This is a genomic window from Pseudomonas sp. P4_C1, assembly GCF_056402155.1.
In genome coordinates this window covers 302,484-319,148 of record NZ_JBFUHY010000001.1, presented here as the reverse complement: position 1 = coordinate 319,148, position 16,665 = coordinate 302,484, and the positions used below count along the sequence as shown (strand labels likewise).

The following is a 16,665-nucleotide window of genomic DNA, read 5'->3' as shown; positions in this document are numbered from 1 at the left end:
GATGTATCTGTTTCGTCTAGCCATGGCCAGCCTGGTTAATCGCCGCTTCACCGCGATCCTCACCGCGTTCGCCATCGCCTTGTCGGTGTGCCTGTTGCTGGCGGTGGAGCGTGTGCGCACCGAAGCCAAGGCCAGTTTCGCCAGCACCATCAGCGGCACCGACCTGATCGTCGGCGCCCGCTCCGGCTCGGTGAACCTGTTGCTGTACTCGGTGTTCCGCATCGGCAATGCCACCAACAACATTCGTTGGGACAGCTTCGAACACTTCGCCAGCAACCCAAAAGTGAAGTGGGCAATCCCGATGTCCCTCGGTGACTCCCATCGTGGCTACCGAGTGATGGGCACCACGGAAGCCTACTTCGAGCATTACCAGTACGGACGCCAGCAACACCTGGAACTGACCGATGGCCGGGCGTTTGCAACCGACCCGTTCGAAGTGGTGCTCGGTGCCGAAGTGGCCCAGGCACTGCACTACAAACTGGGCGATAAACTGGTGCTGGCCCACGGCGTGGCGGCGATCAGCCTGGTCAAGCACGACGACAAGCCGTTCACCGTGGTCGGCATTCTCAAACGCACCGGCACACCGGTGGACCGCACACTGCACATCAGCCTCGGCGGCATGGAAGCGATTCACATCGACTGGCATAACGGCGTGCCGGCCCGGGGCGAGGGTCGCATCACCGCCGATCAGGCGCGCAACATGGACCTCACGCCGCAAGCGATCACCGCGTTCATGCTCGGTCTCAACAACAAGATTTCGACCTTTGCCCTGCAACGGGAAATCAACGAATTCCGTGGTGAGCCGATGCTGGCGATCCTGCCGGGCGTGGCGTTGCAAGAGCTGTGGAGTCTGATGGGCACTGCGGAAAAAGCCTTGTTCGTGGTCTCGCTGTTTGTGGTGCTGACCGGATTGATCGGCATGCTCACGGCCATTCTCACCAGCCTCAACGAACGCCGCCGGGAAATGGCGATCCTGCGCTCGGTGGGTGCTCGGCCATGGCATATCGCGACGTTGTTGGTGCTCGAAGCCTTTGCCCTGGCGTTGTCGGGCGTGATCGCCGGCGTAGCGTTGCTGTATGTGTGTATCGCGGCGGCCCAGGGTTATGTGCAAGCCAACTACGGCCTGTTCCTGCCGCTGTCCTGGCCGAGCGAGTATGAATGGACGCTGCTCGGTGGCATCCTGATCGCCGCGCTGCTGATGGGCAGCGTGCCGGCCTGGCGCGCCTATCGCCAATCCCTGGCCGATGGCCTGTCGATCCGTTTATGAGGACGTTGAAAATGCCCCGCGCTGTACTTGCGCTATTGATGCTGGTCGCCCTGCCCCTGTGGGCGGCCCAGCCAAAAGACCTGACCTGGTCGGAGATGATCCCGCCCGACGCGCCGAAAGAAGTGCCGAACATGACGCCGCTGCACGATCTGTCGCAGATGAGCAGCACGCTCTCGGCAGAGTCGGCGCCAGCAGCCAAACAGGACATGCCCAACGCACCGGTGGTCAAGGCCCTCGATGGCCAGAACATTCGCCTGCCGGGTTACATCGTGCCGCTGGAAGTGAGCGAGGAAGGACGCACCACGGATTTCCTGCTGGTGCCGTATTTTGGCGCCTGCATCCATGTGCCGCCACCGCCGTCGAACCAGATCGTGCACGTCAAAAGCGAAGTCGGCGTGAAACTCGACGAGTTGTATCAGCCGTACTGGATCGAAGGCGCGTTGCAGGTCAAGGCGTCCAGCAGTGAGCTGGCGGATGCGGGGTATCAGATGGAGGCGGACAAGATTTACTTGTATGAACTGCCGGAGTGAAAACCAGCCAGCCTGAAGTTGCAGGGTTGCCCTGCAACATGGAACCTCCCGCCTGGCTAGTGATTATCTGAAAGGTATTGGGCACACTGACGGTCTGTTTATTTACAACCCAACCTGACTGAGAGGACTGATCATGGTTCTGCGCTCGGAAATCCTGGTGAACAAAAACGTGCTCCCGACTAAAGAACAAGCTCTGCCCGGCCGCGAAACCGCGATGACCCTGCCTGAAAAGCACTTTGTGTTTAAAGACACCCCCTTGCTTGGCCCATTCTTCGAAGATGTCGACTTCGCGATCTTCGGCCTCGGCTGCTTCTGGGGCGCGGAACGCCGCTTCTGGCAGCGTGAAGGCGTGGTCAGCACCGTGGTCGGCTACGCCGGCGGTTTCACGCCGAACCCGACCTACGAAGAAGTCTGCTCGGGCCTGACCGGCCACGCCGAAGTGGTGCTGGTGGTGTATGACAAGGCCAGGGTCAGCTACGAAGAACTGCTGGCGATGTTCTGGGAACTGCACAACCCGACGCAGGGCATGCGCCAGGGCAATGACATCGGCACCCAGTACCGTTCGGTGATCTACGCCACTAGCCAGGAACAACTGGACGCGGCGCTCAAGAGCAAGGAAATCTACCAGGCCGAGCTGACCAAGGCCGGTCTCGGTGAAATCAGCACTGAAATCGACCAGGCCCCAACCGTCTACTTTGCCGAGGCTTATCACCAGCAGTACCTGGCGAAAAATCCGGAAGGCTATTGCGGGATTGGCGGTACCGGCGTGTGCATGCCACCGAGCCTGGCGGGCAACTAACCCTGAACGGTGGCGAGGGAGCTTGCTCCCTCGCCACCGTTTGTTGATTGCTGATCAACTCTCGGCAATCAACCAATCCATCCGCCACCCACCCTGGGTCTGCCCCAGCTTCTGGGACAACCACGGCAGCAACTCACGCAACTCTTCCTCCAGCCCCCACGGCGGATTGGCAATCGCCAGCCCCGAACCGTTCAAACTGTTCGGCGTATCCAGCGGATGCACCAGCAACTCCACCCGCAACAACTTCGGCGCACCGGTACCGGCCAGGTCCTGATAGAAGCGGCGTAGCGCACGCTGATCCTTCACCGGGTACCAGATCGCCGCCACGGTCTGGCGCATCCGGCCAATCGCTTCTTTCAACGACGCGGCACAGCGCTGCATTTCGTCGAGCTTCTCGAACGGCGGATCGATCAACATCACCGCACGCTTTTCCGGCACCGGCAGCAAGGCTCGCGGCACATGCCAGCCTTCACCCAGGTGCACCTTGACCCGGCGATCACCAGCCATGTTGTCCTTGAGCAGCACACCGTCTTCCGGATGCTTCTCGTTGAGCAACACACGGTCCTGCGGGCGAGTCAGGCGTCGCGCCAGCTCCGGCGAGCCCGGGTAATAGCGCAACTGGCCATCCGGGTTCATCTCGTGCAGCACCTGCATGTAATCAGCGGTCAGGATCGGCAGATCCGGCTGATCCCACAAACGCGCAATGCCTTCCAAGTACTCGCCGGTACGGTTGGCCTGATCACCCTGAAGGTCATACAGACCGATGCCGGCGTGAGTGTCGAGATAGGCAAACGGCTGCTCCTTGCGCGACATCAGGGCGATGAGGCGGGTCAAGGTCAGGTGTTTGAACACATCGGCGTGATTGCCGGCATGGAAGGCGTGACGATAATTCATGGCTGCTCCTGCGAAGGCCGGGGAGTTTACCTTTTACCGGCCGGCAAGTCAGGACCTGGCGGCCGAGCGGACACTCCGAGCATTCATAGCGGCAACAAACATGCACAATCACTCGACAAATTCAGAAACGCCTCACAACAGGAAGATTCCCGAACCTGCAAACCGGCGTGATAGCGTTCTTTGTCGAAAAAAGCAAAGGACGCACCAATGACCATTCGCTACGCAAAGATTGCAATGACCCTGGCGCTCGCCGCATTCGCCTTCATGACCGTGTTCAACAACATCACCAACTACGGTTCCAACTTCAACTTCGTCCGGCACGTGCTGAGCATGGACACCACCTTCCCTGACAACGCCGCCCGGTATCGCGCAATTGATCTGCCTTGGGTGTGGCATGGGGCCTACTGGCTGATCATCCTTGGCGAAGCCATTACCTGCGGACTTCTTGGCTACGGCGCACTACGGCTTTGGCGCTCACGGTCAGCCGGTGGGCATGAATTCAGACTGGCCAGGAAGTGGGCTGTAGCGGGCTTGACGACAGGGTTTTTCGTGTGGTTTTTCGGCTTCATGGTTGTTGGAGGCGAGTGGTTTCTGATGTGGCAATCCGACATCTGGAATGGCCAGGACGCAGCCTTCAGGTTCTACATGGCAATACTGGGCGTGCTGATCTTTCTTAATCAGCCCGATGCCGATCTTGACTGATCCCCAATAAAAGACGGCCCGCATCCATCGGATGCGGGCCGTCTTCTTCAATCAGGAAGCTAAAAGCCTCGCTGAAAGCCTCATCTGTTCAGCATGAAGCCCGGGATCTCTTGATCTTGTGGCGACGCCTACGCCGCAGCGGTAGGCCGCCCCCGCAACCGCCGCCCAACCACATCCAGCACATCACAGCCATCGCGCAACGTAATAGCGCAGAGCAAGGCGAAATCGCTGAGGATGAACGACTCACACTCGATCGAACCGCGCATCGACAGGTTCTCAAGCACTTGGGTAACTGCGCGGATTCTGTAGTTGGCGGCGTCGGTGAGGATGTCGAGTGGCGCGTGGGTGTCGACGAATAGGGTGGGCATGTCGGAGCAGTTGCTGGTCAATGCCATGAAGCGGTTGTCGGGATGGGGGGTTGGTTTTTCGTAGGGTGGATCGGGATGTATTGATTTCATTTTTAACGCTCTAAGGAAGAAATGGACCTGCCATTAGCCTTCCTACGGGCCAGGGTGGCAGCTATGCACGGGGTAGGAATATCGAGACCCTTAGAGCAAAACTCGACCACGCCGAAGCGTGCCCGCGCATAGCCACCGCAACTGATCTTACGGCCGCATGCAAACGGCCGCAAACCAAGCAGTGACGCCAAAGTAGCTCTAACGGTCTTGAGAGGTTCCTACACCCCACCACTGAATTGTCAGTGACCGCCAAAGACTAACGACGGAACTCACATCGCACCAGTTCATGAAAACCGCTAGGGTTTGAAGGAAACGTCCTAGGACCTCACCCGAAAAAGCTGTAACAGCTACAATTTATCAAATTAATTTGAGGCTGAATGGCGCAAAGGGAGAACCTTATCGACCGACTTACGATGCGCTTGTCAATTGCCAACTGTTAGCTGCCTGGTTATTTCCGAAAAAAAGAATATAGAAATCAAGTACAAAATCCAACCAGCGTGAAAGCTGTACCTTATTACCTTTTTATAAGTATGATCGCTAGAATGCCGATGACAATTGGAAATAATTAACGACAAAAAGCTTATTGAAAACACCGGCATCAGCACTCCAAGCCCTGAAAACTCTACCAGAAATGGTTGACCGCGAGCGCCTCCAGGCAATAGGAGATATTGATAATATATTGCATAAATTGAAAGCGTTATAAAAATCAACGAAGCCCCACCAAGTAGAACTTTCAACCGGAGTGGTGCTTCCTTCAAAATATTAAAGTTTCCCATCTCGTACTTTTTTAATCGACACGAAAGACAGCACTCACCTTCTATTAGCGACAAGCCGTCTCTATCCAGCACTCCACATTTCTTGCATTTCTTTACTCTAGACTTCATTTATGCACGATCCACCTGTTCAAGCCGGGCAAGTCATTGAAGGACAGCGTTAATCCGTAAGTCGTCCTCCAAGCCCAAGTAGCGGGTAGGGGGATGGAGTGAAAAATGGGCACACCAACCAAGTTTGGGGCCCATTATCTTGAGTTACTTGAGTATCCCTGACTTTCCTATTGCGACAAGCAATACCATTGCAACCACAAGCCAAATAAAACCCCATTGCAACATTACAAGTTGTCGTTTAAGTGGGATGGGGAAGCTGTCTATGTCCTCGGCATTGGCTAGACCTCGTTTAAGGAAGAACCCTGGAAATGCAAGAATGCTAGAAATGCTTCCTACCAACTTTAACCTTCCATAGAGGCTTGTACGTCTATATATTCCGAAAGTCAGTAGAGACGAACTATTTTTGAAGTGCGACAACATCAAGTCACCTTTCGCATAGCTCAGATACAAGGCTATTCCAATGCAGATGAATTGGCAGATAATTACCACGCCACCCAAACCGCCAATGATTAGTTTAGCTGTAGTCACTTCACCGCCTCGTAAATTTGCTCTCCAACCATTTCGCCGAGTGCGCCACCAAATTCTCCTCCTGCATAAGAACTAATTCCAACGACCAAAATGCTACATGCCAATGGCGCAACTCCGGCAGTAGGTACAGTTAATGCCACACAGAGTCCACCCACTAAGGGAGCAGTCAAACCGCCAGTCAATGCGCCGCCCCCAATCCCGCCAGCAAAGCTCCCTGCCTCAGTGAATTTAACTCGCTTGCAGGCCTCGGCATTGCCCGCCGTGCACACATCCTGAACCTTCATGGCCGAGGCCCCTCCACCAATGGCCGTGCCAACCCAGCCCCCGTACTGGAGGTACTTGGAGGCTTTGGCCACCCCCTCAAGATGAGTCGCATACCCCGGTATCTGCCCCACGCCACCGGCTTCGGTCCAGCGGTGAACCAGACTGGGAGGCGAGAGGAACAGCGCCCGATTCAAGTTGGGGTGGTCCGGGAAACCGATGCCTTTGCGCGTCAGGCTGGTCAGGTGGCTATCGAGTTGTGCCAGCAGCTTTTGCCGTTCTGCCACGAATGTCGGCGAGCTCAGGTGGCCATCGCGCAGAAATGACTGTTGATGCAACGCTTCGATTTTTTTCAGGGTGTCGCTGACGTTATCCAGATTGTTTTTGAAAATACTCGCGCCGACACCTATTGCGCCCGAGCCATAGGTCAGAAAGGTCTGGATGACATCACGGTGCTGCACCATGAAATCCGCCTCTTCCGGGCTGAGCGTTGCAAGTACCTGGTTGGTCTTGGCTGCCACGTCCATGAGCAGGGCTTCTTCACGGGTGCATTGGTAGTTATTGGGGTCGCTCAGCACGATCATCGAGCCGGCTTTAATGTCGCCCGGGTTGGGATTGAGCAACTTGAATTTGCCCATCACCGCCGGGTCGCGCAGGGTGAACAGCGAGGCCTCGAGTTGTTCGCGGGTGGTGCTCTTCGGGACGATGAAAAAGCCTGGCTCTACCGCCTCCGTGCCGTTGTCACGCACCGGCATGGGAGGGGTTGGCGCAGGCGCGAAGCTGGTTGATCGCGACGTTACTGGAGCGCTGGTAGCGGCGGGCGCAACCTGCGCAGTGGCGGTTCGCGTGGCGTGAGGTGCAGCACTGCGCTCGGACTGGTAGCCCGCCGTGTCCTGCGATGGGATCAGCCCGGCTTTGCAAGGACAACTACTGAAACTATCCAGCGATCCCGCTACCATCCTGCCATTGCTTGTGAAGTAGGAAACACCGCCAGCGATCACGTAAATTTTATTGTCTTTGCCGCAGGAAACCGGGTCACCGTCGCGCGCATGGGCGAAGCCAAACATCATGATATGAGTATCGCACTCCAGAACTTTGCCACCGCAAGTGGTCTCGTCACCTTCGCGAATGAAGTACCCCTTGGCCATTGCTGTTCTCCCTTTCTACGGCGCCTCAGTTATGAGAGCGCACCACTGACTCGCGATGAGCTGGCTAACGCAAAGTACGTGGACAGAGAGGAAACTCAAGATGGCCGAGAAAATCAGGAAATGTCTTACGACCAGCACTGAAAAGGACCACGGATATTGGAGGGCCAATGCCTGTTTTCGGAGCTGGCTTGCAAAAAAAACGGCCCGCACCATATAGCTGCGAGCCGTTCTTTTATCAGAGATGGGTAGAGTTCAACCCATCACTCATCATTTGTTCAAACGATAATCACTCTCTGCAGCCGCAAAACGCTGGAACATGCCAGCAGTCGGCGTGCCCATTTTGCTGACGAAGTAGATCGCCAGGCTGGCGAAGATGAAGCCTGGGATGATTTCGTACAGGCCCAGCAGCTCGTAGTGTTTCCAGACGATCACGGTGATCGCGCCGACCAGGATACCGGCCAGTGCGCCGTTGCGGGTCATGTCTTTCCAGATCACGGAGATCAGTACGACCGGACCGAATGCGGCACCGAAACCGGCCCAGGCGTAGCTCACCAGACCCAGTACACGGTTTTCCGGGTTGGCCGCCAGCGCGATAGCAATCAGGGCAACCAACAGCACCATGGCACGGCCGACCCAGACCAGTTCAACCTGGGAAGCGGATTTACGCAGGAAGGTTTTGTAGAAGTCTTCGGTCAGGGCGCTCGAGCACACCAGCAACTGGCAGCTCAGGGTGCTCATCACCGCAGCCAGAATGGCCGACAACAGGATACCGGCGATCCATGGGTTGAAGAGGATCTTGGCCAGTTCGATGAACACACGCTCGTGGTTTTCACTCACTGGCATGGCCACGGCCGGGTTGGCCGAGAAGTAGGCGATACCGAAGAAGCCGACTGCCACGGTGCCGCCCAGGCACAGGATCATCCAGGTCATGGAAATGCGACGGGCCTTGGCGATCGATTTAACCGAATCGGCAGCCATGAAACGCGCCAGGATGTGCGGCTGGCCGAAGTAGCCCAGACCCCAGCCCATCAGCGAGATGATGCCGATGAAAGTGGTGCCCTTGAGCATGTCGAAGTTGCCTGGATCTTGCGCTTCGATGGCCAGGAAAGTGGTGTCGACGCCGCCAGTGGCCAGCAGCACGATAACCGGCGTCAGGATCAACGCGAAGATCATCAGGGTAGCTTGTACGGTATCGGTCCAGCTCACGGCCAGGAATCCGCCGACAAAGGTGTAGGCAATCGTCGCCGCAGCACCGGCCCACAGCGCCGTCTCGTAGGACATGCCGAAGGTGCTTTCGAACAGACGGGCGCCAGCCACGATGCCGGAAGCGCAGTAGATGGTGAAGAACACCAGGATCACGACCGCGGAGATGATCCGCAGCAGGCCGCTCTTGTCTTCGAAGCGACTGGAGAAGTAGTCCGGCAGGGTCAGTGCATCGCCGTTGTGCTCGGTCTGCACACGCAGACGGCCGGCGACGAACAGCCAGTTCAGGTAGGCGCCGACGATCAGGCCGATGGCGATCCAGCTTTCGGAAAGACCGGACATGTAGATCGCGCCGGGCAAGCCCATCAACAACCAACCACTCATGTCGGAGGCGCCGGCGGACAGTGCGGTCACGACGCTGCCCAGGCTACGGCCGCCCAGGATGTAATCGGAAAGGTTGTTGGTGGAGCGATAGGCCATCAAGCCGATCAGCACCATTGCTGCGATGTAGATCACGAACGTGATCAAGGTTGGATTGCTTACGCTCATTAAGTTACGCCCTGGCTTTGTTTTTATGTAGCGGCGGCTGGTGAACCGCTCGCAAACGCATAGGTTTGACAGACGATCCGGATTCCCGCGCATTTATGACTGATGTTTCCCCAGGAAAGCCATCAGCCGGAGCACCCGGCTTTTGTCCGGGTTGCACCTTGGGCGCGAATGCTATTCAACAAAGCAAATAAGGTGCAACCAGTTTCTTGGGAATAAGTTGCACCTAGTCGGAAATAAACGTTAAAAAACGTTTTTTGCTCCTTTTCGGAGCAAAAACGAGTGTTAACTCGCTGGAAAAGCACCAGGCAAATGCAGCACAGCCGTACGAGAATTTATTTCCTGACGAGCTGCGTAATATTCCGACAAAAAAAGGGTTGCACCCGGTTGCACCTCAACAGCTGCACGGCTAATCTTGCCGCCAGCTGATGCCACGCAGTCGTGGCAAACATGAGGATAAAAACATGGCTACCACCACCCTTGGGGTCAAACTTGACGACCCGACCCGCGAACGCCTCAAGGCCGCCGCGACCTCGATTGATCGCACGCCGCACTGGCTGATCAAGCAGGCAATCTTCAATTACCTGGAAAAACTCGAGGGTGGTGCAACCCTGACCGAGCTGAGCGGTTTGACCAAGGATTCCGACGACAGCGTCGACGCGCCTCTGGATCACGCCCACCAGTGCTTCCTTGAATTCGCCGAAAGCATCCTGCCGCAATCGGTACTGCGTGCCTCGATCACCGCCGCCTACCGTCGCCCTGAGCCGGAAGTGGTGCCGATGCTGATCGAGCAGGCGCGCCTGCCGGCGCCGATGGCCGACGCCACCAACAAACTCGCCGCGTCCATCGCGGAAAAACTGCGCAACCAGAAGAGCGCCGGCGGCCGTGCCGGCATCGTCCAGGGCCTGCTACAGGAGTTCTCCCTGTCGTCCCAGGAAGGCGTGGCGCTGATGTGCCTAGCCGAAGCGCTGCTGCGCATCCCGGACAAAGGCACCCGCGATGCGCTGATCCGCGACAAGATCAGCACCGGCAACTGGCAGCCGCACCTGGGCAACAGCCCGTCGTTGTTCGTCAACGCTGCCACCTGGGGCTTGCTGCTGACCGGCAAACTGGTGTCCACGCACAACGAAGCCGGCCTGACCTCGTCCCTGAGCCGCATCATCGGCAAGAGCGGCGAGCCGATGATCCGCAAGGGCGTCGACATGGCCATGCGCCTGATGGGCGAGCAGTTCGTGACCGGCGAAACCATCGCCGAAGCCCTGGCCAACGCGAGCAAGTTCGAAGCCAAAGGCTTCCGTTATTCCTACGACATGCTGGGTGAAGCCGCACTCACCGAGCACGACGCGCAGAAGTACCTGGCCTCGTACGAACAAGCCATCCACTCGATCGGCAAAGCCTCCCACGGTCGCGGGATTTATGAAGGCCCGGGCATTTCGATCAAGCTGTCGGCCCTGCACCCACGCTACAGCCGCGCCCAGTACGAGCGCGTGATGGACGAGCTGTACCCGCGCCTGCTGTCGCTGACCCTGCTGGCCAAGCACTACGACATCGGCCTGAACATCGATGCCGAAGAAGCCGACCGCCTCGAGCTGTCGCTGGATCTGCTCGAACGCCTGTGCTTCGAGCCGCAACTGACTGGCTGGAACGGCATCGGTTTCGTGATCCAGGCTTACCAGAAGCGTTGCCCGTACGTGATCGACTACGTGATCGACCTGGCTCGCCGCAGCCGTCATCGCCTGATGATCCGCCTGGTGAAAGGCGCGTACTGGGACAGCGAAATCAAGCGCGCCCAGGTCGAAGGCCTGGAAGGCTACCCGGTCTACACCCGCAAGGTGTACACCGACGTGTCCTACATCGCTTGCGCCCGCAAACTGCTGTCGGTGCCGGAAGTCATCTACCCGCAGTTCGCCACGCACAACGCCCATACCCTGTCGGCCATTTATCACATCGCCGGTCAGAACTATTACCCGGGCCAGTACGAGTTCCAGTGCCTGCACGGCATGGGTGAACCGCTGTACGAACAAGTTGTAGGCAAAGTTTCCGAAGGCAAGCTGAACCGTCCGTGCCGCGTGTACGCACCGGTCGGCACCCACGAAACCCTGCTGGCTTACCTGGTGCGTCGCCTGCTGGAAAACGGCGCGAACACCTCGTTCGTCAACCGCATCGCCGACCAGTCGATCTCCATCCAGGAACTGGTGGCCGATCCGGTAGCCAGCATCGAGCAGATGGCGACCGTGGAAGGTGGTTTCGGCCTGCCGCACCCGCGCATTCCGCTACCGCGTGACCTGTATGGCTCCGAACGCGCCAACTCCAGCGGCATCGACATGGCCAACGAACATCGCTTGGCGTCGCTGTCTTGCGCCCTGCTGGCTACCGCGCACAACCACTGGAAAGCGGCGCCGATGCTCGGTTGCGCCTCCAGCAGCGAAGCTCCGGCACCGGTCCTGAACCCGTCCGATCTGCGTGACGTGGTCGGCCATGTACAGGAAGCGACCGTCGAAGACGTCGACAACGCCATCCAGTGCGCCCTGAACGCTGCACCGATCTGGCAGGCCACGCCGCCCGCCGAACGCGCTGCGATCCTGGAACGCGCCGCCGATCTGATGGAAGCCGAGATCCAGCCGCTGATGGGCCTGCTGGCCCGCGAAGCTGGCAAGACCTTCGCCAACGCCATCGCCGAAGTGCGTGAAGCCGTGGACTTCCTGCGTTATTACGCAGTGCAGGCACGCAACGATTTCACCAATGACGCTCACCGTCCGTTGGGTCCAGTGGTGTGCATCAGCCCGTGGAACTTCCCGCTGGCGATCTTCAGTGGTCAAGTGGCTGCCGCACTGGCTGCCGGTAACCCGGTATTGGCCAAGCCTGCGGAACAGACTCCGCTGGTCGCCGCTCAAGCCGTGCGCCTGCTGCTCGAAGCCGGTATCCCGGAAGGCGTGCTGCAACTGCTGCCGGGCCGTGGCGAAACCGTCGGTGCCGGCCTGGTCGGCGATGATCGCGTCAAAGGCGTGATGTTCACCGGCTCTACCGAAGTCGCGCGCTTGCTGCAACGCAACATCGCCGGCCGCCTGGACAGCCAGGGTCGTCCGATCCCGCTGATCGCCGAAACCGGTGGCCAGAACGCAATGATCGTCGACTCCTCGGCACTGACCGAACAGGTTGTGATCGACGTGGTTTCGTCGGCCTTCGACAGCGCCGGCCAGCGTTGCTCGGCCCTGCGCGTCCTGTGCTTGCAGGAAGACTCCGCCGACCGCGTCATCGAAATGCTCAAAGGTGCCATGGCTGAAAGCCGTCTCGGCAACCCTGAGCGCCTGTCCGTGGACATCGGCCCGGTGATCGACGCCGAAGCCAAAGCCGGCATCGAGAAGCACATCCAGGCCATGCGCGACAAAGGTCGCAGCGTGTACCAGGTGGCCATCGCCGATGCCGAAGAAGTCAAACGCGGCACCTTCGTGATGCCGACGCTGATCGAACTGGAAAGCTTCGACGAGTTGCAGCGGGAGATCTTCGGCCCGGTGCTGCACGTGGTTCGCTACAAGCGCAAAGACATCGATCAACTGATCGGCCAGATCAACGCTTCGGGTTACGGCCTGACGCTGGGCGTTCACACCCGCATCGACGAGACCATCGCCAAGGTGATCGACAACGTCAACGCCGGTAACGTCTACGTCAACCGCAACATCGTTGGTGCAGTAGTAGGCGTGCAGCCGTTCGGCGGCGAAGGCCTGTCGGGCACCGGCCCGAAAGCCGGCGGCCCGCTGTACCTGTACCGTCTGTTGTCGACCCGCCCTGCGGATGCGATCGAACAATCCTTCGCTCGTGGCGATGCTGCCGCAGCACCGGACGTTCGTCTGCGCGACGCCATGAGCAAACCGCTGACCGCCCTGAAAGCCTGGGCCGACAGCCACAAGTTCGCCGACCTGAGCACCCTGTGCGTGCAGTTCGCCGCACAATCGCAAAGCGGCATCACCCGCGTTCTGGCTGGCCCGACCGGCGAGCGCAACAGCTACGCGATCCTGCCACGTGAGCACGTGTTGTGCCTGGCGGAAGTCGAAGGCGACTTGCTGACTCAACTGGCGGCAGTACTGGCTGTCGGTGGTTCGGCGGTCTGGCCGGAAGCTGAACTGACCAAGGCATTGTTCGCACGTCTGCCGAAGGATATTCAGGCGCGCATCAAGCTGGTTTCCGACTGGAACAAGGACGAAGTGGTGATTGATGCGGTTGTGCATCACGGCCATTCCGACCAGTTGCGTGCGGTGTGCCAGCAGGTTGCCAAGCGTGCCGGCGCCATCGTCGGTGTGCAGGGTCTGTCGCAAGGCGAAACCAATATTGCGCTGGAGCGTTTAGTGATCGAGCGGGCGTTGAGCGTTAACACGGCGGCGGCGGGTGGTAACGCAAGCTTGATGACGATCGGTTAACACCGACAATCCGGGCTGCCGCAATGGCCGCCTGGCAGTCAAATCTCTGTAGGAGTGAGCCTGCTCGCGATAGCGGTCTGTCAGTCACATCTGTTTCGGATGTGCCGCCGTCATCGCGAGCAGGCTCACTCCTACAGTTGTTTTGTGGTGCCTGCAAAGTTGCTGCGCTGGCCCATTATCACGCTCATCAATCATCCTGTTCAGTCTTTATTCCCACGCCTAGACTCGGCCCATTCCAACAATAGGTAGGCCGCCATGTCCGAGACGTTGCTCAGTTCCCGTAATCTGGCTTTCGAGCTGTATGAAGTCCTTGATGCCGAGGGCCTGACCCAGCGTGAGCGTTTCGCCGAACACAATCGCGAAACCTTCGATGCGGCCATTGGCACCGCCCGCAGCATCGCCGAGAAGTTCTTCGCCCCGCACAACCGCAAGGGCGACGAGAACGAGCCGCGCTATGACAACGGTCAGGTAATTCTGATTCCGGAAGTGAAACCGGCGGTGGACGCCTTTCTCGAAGCCGGTTTCCTCAACGCCGCGCGCAGTTTCGACGCCGGCGGCATGCAGCTTCCTACGCTGCTGTCCCAGGCCTGCTTCGCGCACTTTCAATCGGCCAATGCTGCTTCGACGTCGTACCCGTTCCTGACCATGGGCGCGGCCAACCTGATCGAAAGCTTCGGCACCGAGGAGCAAAAGCGCCGCTTCCTGCAACCGATGATCGACGGCCGTTTCTTCGGCACCATGGCCCTGACCGAACCCCACGCGGGCTCGTCGCTGTCGGATATTCGTACCCGCGCAGAGCCGGCGCCCGACGGCACTTATCGCCTCAAGGGCAACAAAATCTTCATCTCCGGTGGCGATCACCCGCTGTCGGAAAACATCGTGCACATGGTGCTGGCCAAGCTGCCGGACGCGCCGGCCGGGGTGAAAGGCATTTCGCTGTTCATCGTGCCCAAGTTCCTGGTCAACGACGATGGCAGTCTCGGTCAGCGTAACGATGTGCTGCTGGCCGGGCTGTTCCACAAGATGGGCTGGCGTGGCACCACGTCCACCGCACTGAACTTCGGCGATAACGGTGAGTGTGTCGGCTATCTGGTGGGCAAGCCGCACCAGGGCTTGAGCTACATGTTCCAGATGATGAACGAGGCGCGGATCGGCGTCGGCATGGGTGCGGTGATGCTCGGTTACGCCGGCTACCTGTACTCGCTGGAATATGCCCGCGAGCGTCCGCAGGGCCGCGTGCCGGACAGCAAGGACCCGAACACTGCGCCGGTGGCGATCATCCAGCACGCCGACGTCAAACGCATGTTGCTGACACAAAAGGCTTACGTCGAAGGCTCATTCGATCTCGGCCTGTACGCGGCGCGACTGTTCGACGACACCACCACGCTTGCGACCGAAGCTGAACGAAAACAGGCCCATGAATTGCTGGATTTGCTGACACCAATCGTCAAATCCTGGCCGTCGGAGTTCTGCCTTAAGGCCAACGAACTGGCGATCCAGATCCTCGGCGGCCACGGCTACACCCGCGAATACCCGGTGGAACAGTACTACCGCGACAACCGCCTGAACCCGATCCACGAAGGCACCCACGGCATTCAGTCGCTGGACTTGCTGGGCCGCAAACTGGCGCAGAACGGCGGTGCGGGACTCAAGCAACTGATCCGCCTGATCGCTGACACCGCCGAACGCGCGCAGACGTTTGAGTCGCTGACGCCACTGCGCGAACCGCTGGAGAAACTGGTGGCGCGTCTGCAAACCGTGACCATCGGCCTGCTGACTGATCTGGCACAAGGCAATGTCAACAGCAGCCTGGCGAATTCGGCGCTGTACCTGAAGGTGTTCGGGCACACGGTGATTGGTTGGCGCTGGCTGGAGCAGGCGGTCCGTGCCGAGGAAGGCCTGACCAAAGGTAATGCGGCGGATGTGAGCTTCTATAAAGGCAAGCTGCAGGCGGCGCGGTATTTCCTGACGTGGGAAGTGCCGGGTTGCCACCATGAGCTGGCGATTCTTGAGGCGCGGGATGATGTGTGCCTGGGGATGCAGGATGAGTGGTTCTGACCCCGGATCTATGGTGTAGCTGAAGTCCAATCGCGAGCAGGCTCGCTCCTACAGGTATCTCTGTTGTTCACAAATCCTGTGTTCAACACACAACCCCTGTGGGAGCGAGCTTGCTCGCGATGGCGCCAGCACTATCAACACATCACTTCAGCTTGAACCCACCCATCTGCCGCGCCAGATCATCCGCCAACCGCTGCAACGTCTGACAATCATCCCGGCAAGCCCTGACCTCCCCCGCCGTGGCCCGGGCCAGATCGGAAATCCCCTGCACGTTACGGTTGATCTCTTCGGTCACCGCCGACTGCTCTTCGGTCGCGGTCGCCACCTGATGGTTCATATCGCTGATGCGCTCAACCTGCCCGGTGATCGCGGTCAACGAAGTGCCGGTACGCTGGCTCGACTCGACCCCCGTACCCGTCGCCGCCTGCCCGGAATGCATCGACGACACCGCGTTTTCCGCGCCTTGCTTGAGGCTGCCGATCATCTGCTGGATTTCATCGGTGGACGATTGCGTACGTCGCGCCAGGGTGCGCACTTCATCGGCGACCACGGCAAACCCGCGCCCCATGTCCCCGGCCCGCGCCGCTTCGATAGCGGCGTTGAGCGCCAGCAGGTTGGTTTGCTCGGAAATCCCGCGAATCACCGCCAGCACCTGATCGATGGACGCCACTTGATGGGCCAGTTCACCCACCGCCGTGGCCGCGACGCCGATTTCCCGGGACATGCTTTCAATGTGGCGGATCGAACCACCCACCACTTCCCGCGCCTGCATCGCCTCATCCCGAGCTGTTTGCGACGCGACCGCTGCATTGCCTGCGTTCTGGGCGATTTCCTGTACCGTCAGGCCCATTTCGTGAACAGCGGTGGCGACCATGTCGGTCATTTCCTGTTGGCGGCCAGAGCGTTCGGCGGTGTTGTCCACCACTCGAGCCGCCTGCCCGACCGCAGTGCGCAATCGTTCACTGGTGGTCA

Annotated in this window: 11 protein-coding genes; 6 read left to right on the top strand and 5 right to left on the bottom strand. The window is 59.1% G+C overall.

What is annotated here, in order from left to right; all coding sequences use genetic code 11:
• Position 1: 1 nt before the first annotated feature.
• From AC1DU9_RS01420 to msrA, 3 genes are all read left to right on the top strand, one after another.
• On the top strand, positions 2-1,267 hold the full coding sequence (locus tag AC1DU9_RS01420; protein WP_477809651.1) for an ABC transporter permease: 1,266 nt from the start codon (positions 2-4) through the stop codon (positions 1,265-1,267).
• A gap of 11 nt (positions 1,268-1,278) precedes the next feature.
• Entirely contained in the window at positions 1,279-1,797 is a 519-nt protein-coding gene (locus AC1DU9_RS01415; protein ID WP_477809650.1) for a DUF3299 domain-containing protein, read from the top strand.
• Positions 1,798-1,930: 133 nt separating this feature from the next.
• On the top strand, positions 1,931-2,596 hold the full coding sequence (gene msrA, locus AC1DU9_RS01410) for a peptide-methionine (S)-S-oxide reductase MsrA (protein ID WP_223457682.1): 666 nt from the start codon (positions 1,931-1,933) through the stop codon (positions 2,594-2,596).
• A gap of 54 nt (positions 2,597-2,650) precedes the next feature.
• Here the strand turns inward: msrA and AC1DU9_RS01405 are convergent, their stop codons facing one another.
• Entirely contained in the window at positions 2,651-3,490 is an 840-nt protein-coding gene (locus tag AC1DU9_RS01405; RefSeq protein WP_223457684.1) for a 23S rRNA (adenine(2030)-N(6))-methyltransferase RlmJ, read from the bottom strand.
• A 207-nt stretch (positions 3,491-3,697) separates the two neighbouring features.
• On the opposite strand from AC1DU9_RS01405, the gene AC1DU9_RS01400 reads away from it, so the two are divergent.
• Positions 3,698-4,192, top strand: a complete 495-nt coding sequence (locus AC1DU9_RS01400; RefSeq protein ID WP_477809649.1) for a DUF2165 family protein — start codon at positions 3,698-3,700, stop codon at positions 4,190-4,192.
• A gap of 128 nt (positions 4,193-4,320) precedes the next feature.
• Here AC1DU9_RS01400 and AC1DU9_RS01395 read toward each other — a convergent pair whose 3' ends face one another.
• The 3 genes from AC1DU9_RS01395 to putP form a co-directional block, all read right to left on the bottom strand.
• Complete coding sequence (locus AC1DU9_RS01395) at positions 4,321-4,650, bottom strand: hypothetical protein (RefSeq protein ID WP_223457686.1); 330 nt, start codon at positions 4,648-4,650, stop codon at positions 4,321-4,323.
• Between the two features lie 1,408 nt (positions 4,651-6,058).
• Entirely contained in the window at positions 6,059-7,471 is a 1,413-nt protein-coding gene (locus tag AC1DU9_RS01390; RefSeq protein ID WP_477809648.1) for a PAAR domain-containing protein, read from the bottom strand.
• A gap of 267 nt (positions 7,472-7,738) precedes the next feature.
• Positions 7,739-9,223 carry a sodium/proline symporter PutP gene (gene putP / locus AC1DU9_RS01385; protein WP_223457691.1) on the bottom strand — a complete coding sequence of 495 codons (1,485 nt, stop codon included), beginning with the start codon at positions 9,221-9,223 and terminating at the stop codon, positions 7,739-7,741.
• 461 nt (positions 9,224-9,684) lie between these two features.
• Here putP and putA point away from each other — a divergent pair, with 461 nt between their 5' ends.
• Positions 9,685-13,635 carry a trifunctional transcriptional regulator/proline dehydrogenase/L-glutamate gamma-semialdehyde dehydrogenase gene (gene putA, locus AC1DU9_RS01380; RefSeq protein ID WP_477809647.1) on the top strand — a complete coding sequence of 1,317 codons (3,951 nt, stop codon included), beginning with the start codon at positions 9,685-9,687 and terminating at the stop codon, positions 13,633-13,635.
• A gap of 255 nt (positions 13,636-13,890) precedes the next feature.
• Positions 13,891-15,693 (top strand): acyl-CoA dehydrogenase, encoded by a 1,803-nt coding sequence (locus AC1DU9_RS01375; protein ID WP_477809646.1) that lies wholly within the window; start codon positions 13,891-13,893, stop codon positions 15,691-15,693.
• A 142-nt stretch (positions 15,694-15,835) separates the two neighbouring features.
• On the opposite strand, the gene AC1DU9_RS01370 is transcribed toward AC1DU9_RS01375, so the two are convergent.
• Positions 15,836-16,567: a methyl-accepting chemotaxis protein gene (locus tag AC1DU9_RS01370; protein ID WP_477809658.1), complete on the bottom strand. Its 732-nt coding sequence runs from the start codon at positions 16,565-16,567 to the stop codon at positions 15,836-15,838.
• Positions 16,568-16,665 lie beyond the last annotated feature (98 nt).